This window comes from Klebsiella sp. HMSC25G12 (assembly GCF_001807705.1).
Taxonomy (GTDB): Bacteria; Pseudomonadota; Gammaproteobacteria; order Enterobacterales; family Enterobacteriaceae; genus Klebsiella; species Klebsiella variicola.
The window spans coordinates 44,625-58,493 of sequence record NZ_KV789915.1; the positions used below are offsets into that span (position 1 = coordinate 44,625).

At 59.8% G+C, this 13,869-nt stretch carries 14 protein-coding genes; 8 read left to right on the plus strand and 6 right to left on the minus strand.

What is annotated here, in order from left to right:
- Positions 1 to 264: 264 nt before the first annotated feature.
- Complete coding sequence (locus HMPREF3096_RS23700; protein ID WP_002892699.1) at positions 265 to 654, plus strand: hypothetical protein; 390 nt, start codon at positions 265 to 267, stop codon at positions 652 to 654.
- Positions 655 to 822: 168 nt separating this feature from the next.
- On the plus strand, positions 823 to 1,278 hold the full coding sequence (locus HMPREF3096_RS23705) for an RcnB family protein (protein WP_012542546.1): 456 nt from the start codon (positions 823 to 825) through the stop codon (positions 1,276 to 1,278).
- 64 nt (positions 1,279 to 1,342) lie between these two features.
- Here HMPREF3096_RS23705 and HMPREF3096_RS31815 read toward each other — a convergent pair whose 3' ends face one another.
- Positions 1,343 to 1,930, minus strand: a complete 588-nt coding sequence (locus HMPREF3096_RS31815) for a lipid-binding SYLF domain-containing protein (protein WP_008805508.1) — start codon at positions 1,928 to 1,930, stop codon at positions 1,343 to 1,345.
- A gap of 234 nt (positions 1,931 to 2,164) precedes the next feature.
- On the opposite strand from HMPREF3096_RS31815, the gene HMPREF3096_RS23715 reads away from it, so the two are divergent.
- The 3 genes from HMPREF3096_RS23715 to HMPREF3096_RS23725 all read left to right on the plus strand — a co-directional run bounded on the left by HMPREF3096_RS23715 (position 2,165) and on the right by HMPREF3096_RS23725 (position 5,220).
- Positions 2,165 to 3,343, plus strand: a complete 1,179-nt coding sequence (locus tag HMPREF3096_RS23715) for a M20 aminoacylase family protein (RefSeq protein WP_032729520.1) — start codon at positions 2,165 to 2,167, stop codon at positions 3,341 to 3,343.
- A gap of 19 nt (positions 3,344 to 3,362) precedes the next feature.
- A complete protein-coding gene (locus tag HMPREF3096_RS23720) occupies positions 3,363 to 4,139 on the plus strand; it encodes an ABC transporter substrate-binding protein (protein ID WP_002892707.1) in 777 nt (258 codons plus the stop codon).
- A 127-nt stretch (positions 4,140 to 4,266) separates the two neighbouring features.
- Positions 4,267 to 5,220 (plus strand): aldo/keto reductase, encoded by a 954-nt coding sequence (locus HMPREF3096_RS23725; RefSeq protein ID WP_012968772.1) that lies wholly within the window; start codon positions 4,267 to 4,269, stop codon positions 5,218 to 5,220.
- Between the two features lie 551 nt (positions 5,221 to 5,771).
- Here the strand turns inward: HMPREF3096_RS23725 and HMPREF3096_RS23730 are convergent.
- Both HMPREF3096_RS23730 and HMPREF3096_RS23735 read right to left on the minus strand, forming a co-directional pair.
- Positions 5,772 to 6,563 (minus strand): MoaF C-terminal domain-containing protein, encoded by a 792-nt coding sequence (locus HMPREF3096_RS23730; protein ID WP_023322181.1) that lies wholly within the window; start codon positions 6,561 to 6,563, stop codon positions 5,772 to 5,774.
- 25 nt (positions 6,564 to 6,588) lie between these two features.
- Complete coding sequence (locus HMPREF3096_RS23735) at positions 6,589 to 7,365, minus strand: SDR family NAD(P)-dependent oxidoreductase (RefSeq protein WP_012542542.1); 777 nt, start codon at positions 7,363 to 7,365, stop codon at positions 6,589 to 6,591.
- 509 nt (positions 7,366 to 7,874) lie between these two features.
- Here HMPREF3096_RS23735 and HMPREF3096_RS23740 point away from each other — a divergent pair.
- The 3 genes from HMPREF3096_RS23740 to HMPREF3096_RS23750 all read left to right on the plus strand — a co-directional run bounded on the left by HMPREF3096_RS23740 (position 7,875) and on the right by HMPREF3096_RS23750 (position 10,979).
- On the plus strand, positions 7,875 to 8,558 hold the full coding sequence (locus HMPREF3096_RS23740) for a response regulator transcription factor (RefSeq protein WP_012968769.1): 684 nt from the start codon (positions 7,875 to 7,877) through the stop codon (positions 8,556 to 8,558).
- 116 nt (positions 8,559 to 8,674) lie between these two features.
- Positions 8,675 to 9,847, plus strand: coding sequence for an MFS transporter (locus HMPREF3096_RS23745; protein WP_012542539.1), 1,173 nt, complete (start codon positions 8,675 to 8,677; stop codon positions 9,845 to 9,847).
- A 16-nt stretch (positions 9,848 to 9,863) separates the two neighbouring features.
- On the plus strand, positions 9,864 to 10,979 hold the full coding sequence (locus tag HMPREF3096_RS23750; RefSeq protein ID WP_032729521.1) for a class II histone deacetylase: 1,116 nt from the start codon (positions 9,864 to 9,866) through the stop codon (positions 10,977 to 10,979).
- 6 nt (positions 10,980 to 10,985) lie between these two features.
- Here HMPREF3096_RS23750 and HMPREF3096_RS23755 read toward each other — a convergent pair whose 3' ends face one another.
- The 3 genes from HMPREF3096_RS23755 to HMPREF3096_RS23765 form a co-directional block, all read right to left on the minus strand.
- The gene (locus tag HMPREF3096_RS23755; protein ID WP_016160426.1) at positions 10,986 to 11,579 is read right to left on the minus strand and encodes a DUF3156 family protein; all 594 of its coding nucleotides are present in this window, start codon (positions 11,577 to 11,579) and stop codon (positions 10,986 to 10,988) included.
- Positions 11,557 to 13,056 carry an APC family permease gene (locus HMPREF3096_RS23760; RefSeq protein WP_032729522.1) on the minus strand — a complete coding sequence of 500 codons (1,500 nt, stop codon included), beginning with the start codon at positions 13,054 to 13,056 and terminating at the stop codon, positions 11,557 to 11,559. The genes HMPREF3096_RS23755 and HMPREF3096_RS23760 overlap by 23 nt, the downstream gene beginning before the upstream one ends.
- Before the next feature lie 439 nt (positions 13,057 to 13,495).
- Entirely contained in the window at positions 13,496 to 13,861 is a 366-nt protein-coding gene (locus HMPREF3096_RS23765) for a cupin domain-containing protein (protein ID WP_002892824.1), read from the minus strand.
- Positions 13,862 to 13,869: the final 8 nt, after the last annotated feature.

The window sequence follows — 13,869 nt, forward strand, 5'->3', positions numbered from 1 at the left end:
GTTCCGTTTGCCAATTTATAAATATAATGATTCTGAGAATTATTCTCGAACAAACATCAACGGCAAGTATATCAAGGACAAATTTCATAAAATGTAACAAACATGTTGGAAATTATGCCAACGCCGACAGGGCGCGCACGGCGGCAGCATTTTCTGCCATGGCTGGAGGTCGAAGACGTTTTTCAGGCTAATTCCTAATGTCATCCCCGGTTCGTTGTGCCATCCTGAATGCGACTCATAACACGACACGTGAGAGAGGATATTATGAAAAAAGCAATGATTGCGTTATCGGCTATTCTGGTTGCAGCTCCGGTTTTTGCTGCGACAACACATGCAACAGATGATACCGTCGCGGCGGCGAATGCCAATGCCAACACCGCCAAAGAGAAGCTGCACCAGGCCCAGCATGAGGGCGAAGAGCAGCAGCTGAAGGCGAAACATGCTGCCGAAGGCAAGCAGGACAGCGTTGGCAGCCAGGTGAGCGAAGGCGCGCAGAAAACCTGGAACAAGACCAAAGAAGGCACCGAGAAGGGGTGGGATAAGACCAAAGAGGTCAGTGAAAAAGGCTGGAATGCCACCAAATCCGGTGCGGAAAAGGGCTGGGATAAAACCAAAACCGGCGCCGAAGAGTTAAAAAATAAAGTGACTGAATAAGTCCTTTTACCTGTCTGAATCAAGGTCGCGAAAGCGGCCTTTTTTATTGCCCCGCCATCAGCACAACCTCTTCCCGACAGCCGATGCCAGGAATCGTCCTGGTTAACCAGTTACTCACTCTTTCTTCACATTTGCCCGGTACAAAGGAGCTGAATCAGGAGGTGTACCATGAAAAAGATGATTTCTCTGGCAGTAATTTTATCGTGTGTGCTGAGCGTCCCGGCCTTTGCCGATGGCCCGAACGACGGCCATCGCCCGGGGCAGCCAACGGTGTGGCAGAACGGTCCGGACCATGATGGGCATGCGCCGCAGGGCGGACCTGACGCGCATCATCAGGGCGACCATGACCAGCGTGGCCCGGATCGCGACGGTCATGACAAACGCGATCAGGCACGTCATGAGCAGGACCATTTCGCCTGGCGCGGGAACGATTTCCGCAAAGGCCACCCGGCTCCGGCGCCGTTCCGTGGCGATGAATATCGCGTCCGCGACTGGAGCGACCGCGGCCTGCCGCCCCCGCCGGAAGGCCATCACTGGTCCTATATCGACGGTAACTATGTGCTGATCGCTGCGGCGACCGGGATCATCACCTCGATTCTGGTGAGCGGCGCCCTCGGCCACTAAATGCGCTGCTCCGCGACGCTGGGTCAGGGAAAGCCTGATCCGGCGATGGCGCACTCGCGGAAAGCTACGGGTTCAGCGCAGCATCCGGCCAGTATTTATAACCATTGATCATTGCCTGGGCGGCCAGCCCTTTTTCGGTCAGGTCGTAGACGTTGACCTTCGAGGGCAGGGAGGCGGTATCTGACGCCACGCCGCTGGTGGAGGCGGCGATCGGCGCGATGCCTTTGTCATCATATTTTGCGGCGGCATTCGCATCGGCGCCAACCATGTATCCCTGGCGAATAAAGGTCTCCAGGGCCGCTTTATCATGGAAAACCAGCACCGTGCGCTGCTGCTTAATCCCCATCCCCAGGCCGGCGCCGCCCTGGGCCATTTTCATATAGGTATCCTTCCCGGTGGCCTTATTCCGCACCACGCCGTAACCGCTGCCAAACCCGAACAGCAGGATCTTGCTGCTGTTATTGGCAAACACCGCATACCCCTTCGCATGCTGAATATCACTGCGGGCCTCAGGCTGCAGGGCGTAAAGCTTGTTGAGGGTTTCGCTGCGCATCTTCTGGATGCTGGCCCGCTGCTGGCTGGCGGTATCGCCCTGCGCGCTGCAGCCCGCTAGCATGACGATGGCGGCGAGGGAAAGCGTCTGTAATTTCATACACGTTTATTTTATTTAAATCTGAATATGGTCGGGAATGGTAGGTTAAATAACGGTAAATCCTCCATAAAATAAACGTTTATTTTTAAATTTCACTATTTTGATTATTTATTACTCTGTAATGTGCGGATTATTAAATAAGATGAGTTCATTCCAGGTATTAGAAATGCTGCTTGCATAAAGTTTCCACCACGTTACCGTGTTAAGTCCTTAATTTATTTCCCGGAGAACGGCATGAGTGATTATGTAATCCCCGAAATTAAAGCGACGGAAGATGAAATGATTTCTATCCGTCATTATTTACATGCCAATCCGGAATTAAGTCTGGAAGAGTTTAATACCAGTGAGCTGGTGGCTGGCAAACTGGCGGAGTGGGGCTATCAGGTCACCCGCGGCCTCGGTAAAACCGGCGTCGTCGGCAGCCTGAGCAAGGGCGACTCGCCGCGTACTATTGGCCTGCGCGCCGATATGGACGCGCTGCCGATCCATGAAACTACTGATTTGCCCTGGGCCAGTACGGTACCCGGAAAAATGCACGCCTGCGGCCATGACGGCCATACCACCATTCTGCTGGCGGCGGCGAAATACATCGCCTCGCCGGCCTGCCAGTTTAACGGCACGGTGCATCTGATTTTTCAGCCGGCGGAAGAGGCTATCGGCGGCGCCGATTTAATGATTAAAGACGGGCTGTTCGAGCAATTCCCCTGCGAACGCATCTTTGGCTTGCACAACATGCCGGGGCTACCGGTGGGCAAGCTGGGCTTCTACGCCGGCAACTTTATGGCCTCGGCGGACACCGTCAAAATTACGATTACCGGCTACGGCGGCCACGGCGCCCATCCGGAGCGTACCGTCGACCCGATCGTCGCCGGCGCAGCGCTGGTGATGGCCCTGCAGAGCATCGTGGCGCGCAACGTGCCGCCGGGGGAAACGGCAGTGGTCAGCGTCGGCACCTTCCAGGCCGGTATCGCCTCCAACGTCATTCCGGAGAGCGTGGTGATGGAGCTGAGCGTGCGGGCGATGAAGCCGGACATTCGCGATCTGCTGATCAAGCGTATTTACGAGCTCGCTGATTTTACCGCCAAAAGCTATGGCGCCAGCAGCGTAGTGGAGGTGTACGACTCCTACCCGGTATTAACCAACAGCCCTGAAGAGACCGATTTCGCCCGGGCGCTGGCGCTGGAAGTGTTTGGCCGCGAAGGGGTACTGGAGTCGGTCTCGCCGATGAACGCCAGCGAGGATTTCGCTTTTATGCTGCGCGAACGCCCAGGGAGTTACTTCCTGCTCGGCAACGGTGAGAAAGGGGAGAAGGGCGGTTGCATGGTGCACAACCCCGGCTACGACTTTAACGATGACATTATCACCACCGGCGCGACGCTGTTCGCCCGCCTGGTGGAAAAGCACTGTCGCTAATCTCTGGAGAAGAACGCGAATGAAAAAATCACTGTTGCTATGGCTGGCATTAATGGCGTCGACGTCGGCGCTGGCCGAAGGGGGAAAGGAGATCCGCTTCGGCGTCGACCCGACTTTCGCGCCGTTTGAATGGAAAGATCCGCAGGGCAAGCTGGCGGGGTTTGATATCGATTTAGGCAACGCCATTTGCCAGCAGCTGCAGGCGAAATGCGTGTGGGTGGAAAGCAATTTCGACGGCATTATCCCGGCGCTGAAGGCGCGTAAATTCGACGCGATCCTTTCCGGGATGTACATGACTGAGAAGCGCAAAGCACAGATTGCCTTTAGCGACAAGCTATATAACGGGCCGGTGTTCCTCGTGGCGCGTAAAAATACCCTGCAGGGCAATACGCCGGAACAGCTGAAGGGCAAAACCATCGGCGTGGAGCAGGGCTCGGCGCAGGAGACTTATGTTAACCAGCACTGGCGGCCGCAGGGGATTAACATTGTGGCCTACCAGGGGGCCGATAGCGTGGTGCGTGACCTGGAGTCCGGGCGCATCGACGGCGCAGTGCTCTCCGGGATGATGGCCGACTACAGCTTCCTGCAGCAGCCGCAGGGTAAGGAATTCGCCTTTGTCGGCGGCCATCTGCAGGACGATACGCTGTTTGGCGCCGGGGCGGCGATCGGCTTGCGTAAAGACGATGAGGCATTGCGTCAGGAAATTAACGGTGCCATTGCGAAGATTCTTGCCGACGGCACCTATAAAAAATTAGCCGGCAAATATTTTAGCTTTGATGTTTATTCCGGGACATAATGTCTGAGTGTACCTGCGGGCGTGGAGCGCCCGCCGTAAGATTCCTTTTCTGATTATCCAATCACCTCCTCTCCTGACCCCTGCGGTTACCTGAGGGAAGCAGAATATAAGCTAAGGAGTACTCGGCATGATGACACGTCCATTGGGTAAAACCGGATTTTCCATCGCCCCATTAGTCTTTGGCGGCAACGTCTTTGGCTGGACCATCGATGAAAAAACCAGTTTTGCTCTTCTTGATGCTTTTGTTGACCACGGTTTTGACGCTATCGATACGGCGGATGTTTATTCCCGCTGGGCGGAAGGCAACCAGGGCGGCGAATCCGAAACCATCATCGGTCGTTGGCTGCAGGCGCGCCCCGGCATGCGCGATAAGGTCAAAATCTTCACCAAAGTCGGCTCCGATTTAGGCCTACCCGGCCATAAAGGGCTCAGCAAAGCCTGGATCCAACAGGCGGTAGATGACTCCTTACGCCGCCTGAATACCGACTACATTGATCTCTACTTCTCCCACTGGCCGGATCCGCAAACCCCGGTGGAGGAAACGCTGGAGGCTTTCCACAGCCTGCAGCAGGCCGGAAAAATCCGCGCCATGGGGGCCTCTAACCTGGATGCGATGCAGCTGGCGGGGGCGCTGGAGGTAGCGCGTAAAGGCGGCTTGCCTGCCTGGCAGGTGCTGCAGCCGGAATATAACCTCTACCACCGCTCCGCGTTTGAAGGCGCGCTGTGCGATCTCTGCGTCAGCCGCGATATCGGGGTGGTGACCTACTACAGCCTGGCCTCCGGGTTCTTAACCGGTAAGTACCGCCAGCCATCGGATCTGGCCCAGAGCCAGCGCGGAGGGGGGATTGGTAAGTACCTGAATCCGCGCGGGATGCGGATTATCGATACCCTGGTGGCGGTCGCGGACGAGCAGGGGGCGAAGCCGGCTGAGGTGGCCCTGGCGTGGCTGATCGGCCGCGAAGGCGTGACCGCGCCGATCGCCAGCGCCACCAGCGTGGCTCAGGTGGAGAGTTTTGCCCGCGCGGCGGCGCTGAGCCTGAGCGCGGAGCAAGTGGCGCGACTGGACAGCGCCAGCGCCTGAGTCACTCCCTCTCCCCGGCGGGGAGAGGGAGAAGGGCTATACATGACGCGGACCGTAGGCCGGTTAAGGCGCCAGCCGCCACCCGGCGAAATGACGGCGCAACCGGAAATGCCCCTGCTCGCGCTGCGCTTAGCAGGGCTACCACTCCAGTGCTATTTCCGAGCTGATTGCGCTCCCGATATTTCTTCTGCGTTATGTCACTCATGGCACAGGGAGCGCACAGGGGGCGGCCAGTCGCCGCCGCCCCCTGTACCCCCGGGCTCCGGCCAGCAACATCGCCACTGCGTGGTGCCTTCGACTTATCCCTGCAGGCTTCGGGTCGGGCCGAGGCAGCGTCCCTGCAAAACACGGCCCTCAGCCCGCATCCATGCGGGCTGCCCCGGCCTTCCGGGAACGTCTCAGCGATTTTGAGGCCGTCAGCACCGGCAGTTTCAGTCGCACAAGTGGGTAAATTAATGACTGGCTGCTCGGACCTTAGGCCGGGTCAGGCGCAGCCGCCACCCGGCGAAATGACGGGTGTGGTGCCTGAAAGCGTGCCCGGCGGCGCCCCTTTATTCCTGATGGCGGGTGACGTTGAGGATCTTCGCGCTGGCGCCGACCGGGAAATTGCTGAGGGCGCCGAAATCGCTGCCCTGATAGCCCATGATCTTGCCGTCGGTGCGCATCTGCTGCAGATCGATCAGGATCACCCCCAGCGTGGGAATGATTTTCTCCCGCCAGACGAACAGATAGAGATCCTCAGCCACCTGCACATAGTGGCAGCGATCGACATCCGCCAGCCCCTTTTCCACACCGTCCAGACACTGCCAGGTGTAAAAATTGTCGTTGAGATAGATGTGCTCATAGCGCTCGGTCGGGCTGTAGGTGTACTGATTGCGCATGCCAATGAGCGCATCGGTAAAGTCCGGCAGCGGCCCCGACTGCTCATCCAGGCGGGCAAAAACAAACCGTGCCTCTACCGCGGTCAGCGGCAGGCCTTGCTCCACCCGGCTGAAGGCGTCCAGCCGCGCGGCGGCTTCGTCCGGCAGCTGGCCGTAGACCAGGGTGGCGTTGCGCTGCGTCAGGTTGCATACCGCGCTAATGCTGGCGTTATCCCGCTCCGGGTCAAGGAAGTCGATAAACAGAATGTCCGGGCGCAGGGCGGTTGCCCGCCAGGGCGCGCGCTTGCCGTTCCAGCTGAGCGTCTGGTCATCTTCGATAACCAACTGCTGCGGCTTACTGCCCGCGACATAAAAAGTAAAGGTTTCGCCGGCGGGCAGGCTGGTGGTGGCGAGTAAATTACCGTGTGGCGCAAAACCATCGGCCAGCGCGCCGACCTGGATAAATACGGCTTCTGAAGTCATAGGGGCTCCTGAACAGAGTAGGGCGTTAGGCAAACGCCAGAGTGGGAACATCGACGATACTGGCGCCGCCGTCGGCGACCAGCGTGGCGCCGCTGATGATGGCGGCCTGCGGCGAACAGAGAAACTGACAGGCCTCGGCTATCTCCTCGGGGCTGGCGGGGCGGCGCAGCGGAACATCGCGACAGACCCGCTGATAAGCCTCCGTCAGCGATAGCCCTTCTGCCTCCATCAGCGGGCGCATCTCTTCATCCGCCATCGGCGTCGTGACCCAGCCGGGACAGATGGCGTTGGCGCGTACCCCCTGTGGGCCGTAATCGCGGGCGACGGAACGCATCAGGCCAATTAAGGCGTGTTTGGCGGTGACGTAGCCGCAGGCCTGCGGCCCGGCGGCGAGTGAGGCGATGGAGGCGACAAACAGGACATTGCCGCGGCGGGCAATGAGCGAGGGCAGACAGGCGCGAACGCTGGCGAACGCGCTGGTGAGATTGCCGTCCAGCGCCTCGCGCCACTGGCTGTCGCTGGTCTCGGCGGCGGGGCTGTTGCCCATCCCGCCGGCGCTGCAGATGAGGACATCAATACCGCCAGCCTGGTCGAGGATCGCCGGCAGCAGCCGCTGACCCCAGACCTCGCCGTCGGCGGCATCGCCCACCAGCGCCGTCGCGCCGGTCTCATCGGCGACAGCCTGCAATGGCGCTTCGCGCCGTCCGGTAATAAACACCCGGTCGCCCGCGGCGCACATCAGCCGCGCGCAGGCGGCGCCAATTCCGGTTCCACCGCCGGTGATCACCACGACTCTCGCCATTCGCTCTCTCCTGTTATGGGGTCTTCGATTACCTTAAAAAGCGCGTCAGGTCCCGGCTATCGTCCGGAAGAACGATAGCCGTGGCGGTTAATGGATCTCTCTCACAGGGCGCCGTTCTCATTATTTCGGCAACAGTGGGTCAGGCGTCATCACATGATTACGCCGCGGCGAAAATTAATTGCATCCTGTTAAGGGTATAAGTGAAAAAAAACAGAAATCCATCGTTCTTTAGGATGAGAATGACGCGTCGGGGATAGGTTTTTTTTATCACCAGGGGCAGGTACGCCGGGTGTTAATCTTTTTTGTTTATATTTTAACGCGGCTATCGTAAAGCATGGCGGGTGTGTTTTTTAAATGCTTTATATAACAATGGTTTGTTGAAAATTATGTAACGGCTATCACATTGTTAATATGTTAATGATTGCGTTACTTAAATGTGAAATGTATGCTTCAATTATCAGTAGTCATCCATGTGTCATGTACCATCATCTCGACGGGGAGGCCCTATCATGTCTGCTTTGTTAAAAGCCAGCCGTAATGATGCGATAATAGCCCGTTGTTTACAGACTATTTCCCAGCTAATTCCACTGACTTCAGCGGTCTTTTATCGAGTAAATAATCGTTTAAAACCCGAAAGCTATATATTGCATAATATTTCCGATAATACGCACCAACAATATCTGGAAAACTTCCAGCCGCTGGATCCGCTTCTGCCCTCGCATTTTAGCCACCAGAACACCACCGTGGCGGCGATGACGCCGCGGCTCTGCGACCGCAACCGCCATTACTATCATGAATTCATGTTGCCGAATAACGTACGCGACATGACCGAGATCTTTATTCGCCGCGAGCGGCGGATCATCGCCGGTATCTCGCTGATGCGCGACGTGCCTTTCTCCAGCGAAGAGCGCCAGCGGGCTCAGGCGGTGCTGCCGCTGGTGGAGCTGGCCATTCGCGACTGTCTGCAGGAAGACGATGACCTGCCCGCCATCCTGACGGCGAAAGAGCGGGAAATCGTCGGCATGGTGCGCGAAGGCGCCAGCAATAAGCTGATTGCCCGCCAGCTGGATATCTCGCTCTCGACGGTAAAAACGCACCTGCGCAACATTTTCGCCAAGACCGAAGTCGTCAATCGTACCGAACTGGTTTCCCGAACCTGGATGCCGGCCGCTCAGCGTACGCTGCATCTGTGATCTGACTTTCGCATCCCGCGCGCGCCGTGGCAGCACGGCGTTTTCCTGATGCCTGTGGGTATCACTCCCTGGAGGATCCTCCGGGGGGAGGCTTTTTTGACCGGAGCACGCCTACGATGTCGAGTACCCCTCTCACTGATAATGCGCTTTCCCGGCCCGCCGGGTTGGTGGTCTCCCTGCGTTTGCTGGCGGCGATCGTGATTTTTGCCGCTATTGCGCCGGGTATTCTGATGACCGCGCCGGCGGTGGCGGCGCAGCTGGCCAGCGAATGGCAGCTTAAACCTGGGCAGATCGGCTGGCTGTTCTCGGCGGAGCTGGGGGCGATGAGTCTGGCGACGCTCCCGGCGTGGTGGTGGATGAGCCGCCTCGACTGGCGGCGGGTCGCCCTGATGGCCGGGGTGGTGTTTCTGACCGCCAACCTCGCCTCGGCGGTGGTCACCCAGTACGAGACGCTGCTGGCGGCGCGCTTTCTCGCCTCGCTGGCGGGCGGCACGCTGATGATTTTGTGTATCAGCTGCGCGGCGGGGACGCCGAACCCGTCGCGGGTCTACGCCTTTTGGGTGCTCGGGCAACTGCTGTTAGGCATGCTTGGCCTGCTGGTGCTGCCCGGCCTGTTCGCGACCTTTGGCCTGAAGGTGGTTTATCTGATCCTCGCCGCCATTATGCTCTGCTGTTTGCCGCTGGTGTCCGCTTTCCCTCCGCGCTTTCAACCGCTCTCTGCCTCCCACCAGCAGCCGTCGACGGCGCTGTGGCGTCAGGCGCTGGCGGTGCTGGCGGTACTCACTTTCTATATCAGCCTCAGCGCAGTGTGGACCTTTATCGGCACCATCGGCAGCGCGGCGGGGCTAACCCCGACGCAGGTCGGCCTGGTGCTGGCGGCGGCGACGGTTTGCGGCATTATCGGCGCCGGCGGCGCGGCGCTGCGGGGTACCCAGCGGGCCGATCGTTTACCGGTGTGGCTGGGCTACGGCCTGCTGATCGTCAGCGTTGGGCTGCTGATCGGCCAGCCGCTGCTGGTGCGCTACGCCATCGCGGCGCTGCTGTTTAAGTTCACCTGGACCTTCGTGCTGCCCTTTATTCTTGCCCGTGTGGCCGGGCTCGATAGCAACGGCCGGCTGATGAACAGCATCAATCTGGTGATCGGCGGCGGCATGGCGGCCGGTCCGGCCTTAGCCGGGGCCTTACTGCAGCGTTTTGCCAGCGCCGACCCGCTGCTGGCGGCGGCAGGCGTCTGCGCGCTGCTGTCATTGATTTTGATTGCGGCGGCGTCCGCCGCCGGGAAGAGTTAGCCCACGGGAGGATAGAGTGAAAAGAAAAACCGGTTTCTTCTTTGATGAACGTTGTTTCTGGCACAGTACCGGCCTGCACGCGGTGACGCTGCCGGTGGGCGGGTGGGTGCAGCCGCCCGCCGGTGGCGGCCATGCTGAATCGCCGGAGACCAAACGGCGGATGAAAAACCTGATGGACGTCTCCGGGCTGACGCCGCAGCTGGCGCTGCGCAGCGCGGCGCCGGCGAGCCTTGAGGACCTGCGGCGGATCCACCCCGACAGCTATCTGGAGCGCTTCAAGACGATCAGCGATAACGGCGGTGGCATGCTCGGCAAAGAGGCGCCGCTGGGGCCGGGCAGTTATGAAATCGCCTGTCTTTCCGCCGGGCTGGCCTGTGCGGCGGTGGAAGCGGTGCTGGAGGGGGAGCTGGATAATGCCTATTCGCTGTCGCGCCCGCCCGGACACCACTGTCTGCCGGACCAGTCGATGGGATTTTGTTTCCTCGCCAATATTCCCATTGCCGTCGAGCGGGCGAAAGCGCAGCTGGGGCTGGGCAAGGTGGCGATCATTGACTGGGATGTTCACCACGGCAACGGCACCCAGCATATCTACCTGCAGCGCGACGACGTACTGACTATTTCCTTGCATCAGGACGGCTGCTTCCCGCCGGGCTACGCCGGCGAGGACGATCGCGGCGTGGGCGCGGGCGAAGGTTACAACATTAATATTCCGCTGCTGGCCGGGGCGGGGGATGACAGCTGGCGCTATGCGCTGGAAACTATCGTCATTCCTGCGCTGGCGCATTTTGAGCCGGAGCTGATTATTATCGCCTGCGGCTATGACGCCAACGCCATGGATCCATTAGCGCGGATGCAGCTACATAGCGACAGCTTCCGGTCGATGACCGAACAGGTCCAGCAGGCGGCGGATCGCCTGTGCGGCGGGAAACTGGTGATGGTGCACGAGGGCGGCTACGCCGAATCCTACGTGCCGTTCTGCGGCCTGGCGGTGATGGAAACGCTGAGCGGTATCCGTACCGAGGTCCAGGATCCGCTGCGGGAATTTATTCAGCAGCAGCAGCCGCGGGCGGAGTTCGCGCAGTTCCAGAGGCAGGCTATCGATCGGCTGGCGCAACGGTTTGGTCTGCTATAAAACGCCTCAGCTTCCCCGCTGTGATGGCGGGGAAGTCAATGCTTTCCCTTCTGCGATTCCACCGCGCATCCACTGACTTACTGCCTGATTAATCATCGCCAGCACGCTGAGCAGCAGCATCCGCTGCTGCGCTTCCAGCCGCAGATAACGGCGCAGCGGCGGCATTTTACAGACCACTTCGCTGGCGGCCCAGGGTTCAATGCTGCAGCGCCAGCCGCTACTATCAAAGGTCAGCGAAAAGCGGCGGTAATCCAGCTCGCTTAAGGTCTGCTGGAGATTAGGAAAACCGTTGAGATAGCTGGCGAGTTCCTCGCTGCCTTTGCCGCCGATAAAGCGGATCGGCTGGCGTTTCCACCAGCCGGATTGATGGGCGCGAATGTTACCGCGCACGGGCCGGGTCACCGGCCCCTCGACGACAAACTCGCAGCTGTGAATGCTGGCCATAAACAGCCGCTTCTGACGCACGCTGAAGGTCACGGCGGTGGCGTCGTTCAAGCGCAGCAGCGCGCTGCGTTCGCTCAGCTTTTCGCACGGCCAGCCCGCCAGATCGCGCTGCACCGCGTTCATTAACGGCGTCTCAAACCAGGGGACGGAGGACATCTGGCGTCATCTCCCCGCGGGTCTGTTTTTCATAATTGTTGATGGCGCGCTCCACCACCTCTTCCACTACCAGCGGCTTGAACGGATTGACGCGCTGCACGCACACCGTCCAGAACAGGGCGTAGGTGGCGGTCAGGCCGAGCATAATGCCGAACGGCACCAGCACCTGGCGGCTGTCCATCCCCGGTGGCGTGATATTGACGATAGCGATGATGATCCCGACGCTGGAGATAATCTGCGGCAGCGGGAACCACGGCGAGCGGTAGGCGCGCGGCAGGTCCGGGCGGCGAATGCGCAGCATCACCACCGACAGCGTCACCAGCAGATAGGCGACGCCCCAGGCGCAGACCGCGGCGAGGATCAGCGGCACGATGCGGTCCAGATCGCCGTTCAGATACCAGGCGTGCAGGCAGGGGATCGCCACCCCGATGGCAATGGCGATCACCGGCGTCTTAAAGCGCGGGTGCAGCCAGGTCAGGAAGCGGGGCAGCGCGCCGTCCAGCGCCATGCCGTAGATAATACGCGGCACGGCGGCCATCAGCGTATTGATGGTGGCGCAGCCGGCCAGCAGCAGCCCAACCCCCAGCCAGTACTGGCCGGCGTGGCCCATCACCCGTTCGGCGAAGGCCGGGATCGCCATCGGTGTATCCAGCAGATGGACGTTGTTGGCCGCGTCGAGCACGGTATTCTCCACCTGGCGGTTGATCGCCGCGCCGTAGATAAACATGCAGCTGGCGACTCCCAGCAGGCCCAGCGCCATCGCCCGCGGAATAGTGCGGTGGGCCTGTTTAATCTCCGGCGCCATCGGCGTCACCAGTTCGCAGCCGACGAACATAAACATCGCCATGCCGATATAGCCGAACAGACCGTTGATATCGCTGATGTTCAGCGGCGTGCCGAACCAGCCGGAAAGATGAGTCACCGGCGCCATAAAAATGCCACACAGGCCGAAAATAGTCAGTGTGGTCCACATGCCGAAGGTCAGCACCACTTCGACCTTGCCGAAGATTTCCACGCCGATGGCGTTGAGCAAGCCGAAAATCACCACCATGCCGACACCCACCATCCAGGTGTTCTGGTGGGCGGCCATCTGAGCGTTGATCGATTCGAAGTTTACCAGCGCCATAATGCCCGCCAGGATCGTCTCCGCCGTCCCGGCGAAAATATGGACGATCAGATAGGCGCACAGCGCGCCGGTGATAGCGAAGAAGCGGCCCATGCCGCAGGAGATATAGTCGTACACCGAACCGGTGGTAGGAATGAGCGTCGCCGCCTCGGCAAAGGTGGTGACCTGCGCCTGCATCATAATAAAGGCCAGCAGCACCGCCAGCGCGAAGGTATCGCCGCCCATGCCGAAGCCGCTGGTGACCGTCAGGATCACCGGGCTGGCCATGATCAGCCCGACGGAGCTGGCGAGGGTGGTCGGGAAGCCGACGACGCCGCGCTCAAGATGGCTGGCGAGTCTGTTACTAAACATAGTCAACCTCTGCACAATAATGGGGTAGGGCAGGGAATAGCCAGCGCCACTCCCGGATAGTCATAATTTAGGCGGGCATCCTGCTCAATGAATATCGTCCGGAAGGTGGAGGGCGGCGCATGATTCTGTGACGCAGTCGATGAATGTCGCGGTGGATAAACAACATGACCCCGAAAACCGGGGCCATCCGTCTTGCCACGTTGCGCGTATTTCTGCCGGATGGCGGCTGCGCCTTATCCGGCCTACGGTCCGTGCGGCCTGCCTTTAATTTATTCACCATGCTGACTGAAACGCCGGTGTTGGCGGCCTCAAAACCCCCGGTGGCGCTGCTGCTTACCGGGGCTACAGCGCTGTGCGATTTGGTAGCCCGGAGAAGGCGCAATGCGCCGCCTCCGGGTCCCCCTGTGCGCTCCCTGCGCCGCCGGGCATTATCAGCGTGTTAGCGCGTCTCGACGTTCGCCAGGTAGTGCTTCACAAAGCGCGGCGTCAGGATTTTCCACTCCACTTCGGTGCCCTGTTTAACAAACCAGCTGTCGCCCGGCGCAAAGCGCTGCGGCTCGCCACCGGCGACGGTCAGCTCCACTTCGCCTTCCAGCACGGTGGCATGCTCGGTAAACGGATAGGTCATGGTAAAGCTCCCCTCAGTGGACGAAAACAGTCCGCAGGTAAAGGCGTCCTGCGGCTCGCCGTAGATCATCGCCCCGGCCACCTGCGGGTCTCCCGCGGTCGGCGTCGCGCCGAGCAGGCTGACGCTGCCGATCGGCTGCAGGTCAGGTACCGGGTGTTTAAGTTTAAAAGCGTGCATAGCGTTCT

What these genes read in the sequence shown, in the direction of transcription:
- HMPREF3096_RS23725 (WP_012968772.1), top strand. Translation starts at nt 4,267, where the DNA reads ATGATGACACGTCCATTGGGTAAAACCGGATTTTCCATCGCCCCATTA.
- HMPREF3096_RS23715 (WP_032729520.1), top strand. Translation starts at nt 2,165, where the DNA reads ATGAGTGATTATGTAATCCCCGAAATTAAAGCGACGGAAGATGAAATG.
- HMPREF3096_RS23720 (WP_002892707.1), top strand. Translation starts at nt 3,363, where the DNA reads ATGAAAAAATCACTGTTGCTATGGCTGGCATTAATGGCGTCGACGTCG.
- HMPREF3096_RS23730 (WP_023322181.1), bottom strand. Translation starts at nt 6,563, where the DNA reads ATGACTTCAGAAGCCGTATTTATCCAGGTCGGCGCGCTGGCCGATGGT.
- HMPREF3096_RS23740 (WP_012968769.1), top strand. Translation starts at nt 7,875, where the DNA reads ATGTCTGCTTTGTTAAAAGCCAGCCGTAATGATGCGATAATAGCCCGT.
- HMPREF3096_RS23760 (WP_032729522.1), bottom strand. Translation starts at nt 13,056, where the DNA reads ATGTTTAGTAACAGACTCGCCAGCCATCTTGAGCGCGGCGTCGTCGGC.
- HMPREF3096_RS23755 (WP_016160426.1), bottom strand. Translation starts at nt 11,579, where the DNA reads ATGTCCTCCGTCCCCTGGTTTGAGACGCCGTTAATGAACGCGGTGCAG.
- HMPREF3096_RS31815 (WP_008805508.1), bottom strand. Translation starts at nt 1,930, where the DNA reads ATGAAATTACAGACGCTTTCCCTCGCCGCCATCGTCATGCTAGCGGGC.
- HMPREF3096_RS23700 (WP_002892699.1), top strand. Translation starts at nt 265, where the DNA reads ATGAAAAAAGCAATGATTGCGTTATCGGCTATTCTGGTTGCAGCTCCG.
- HMPREF3096_RS23765 (WP_002892824.1), bottom strand. Translation starts at nt 13,861, where the DNA reads ATGCACGCTTTTAAACTTAAACACCCGGTACCTGACCTGCAGCCGATC.
- HMPREF3096_RS23735 (WP_012542542.1), bottom strand. Translation starts at nt 7,365, where the DNA reads ATGGCGAGAGTCGTGGTGATCACCGGCGGTGGAACCGGAATTGGCGCC.
- HMPREF3096_RS23705 (WP_012542546.1), top strand. Translation starts at nt 823, where the DNA reads ATGAAAAAGATGATTTCTCTGGCAGTAATTTTATCGTGTGTGCTGAGC.
- HMPREF3096_RS23745 (WP_012542539.1), top strand. Translation starts at nt 8,675, where the DNA reads ATGTCGAGTACCCCTCTCACTGATAATGCGCTTTCCCGGCCCGCCGGG.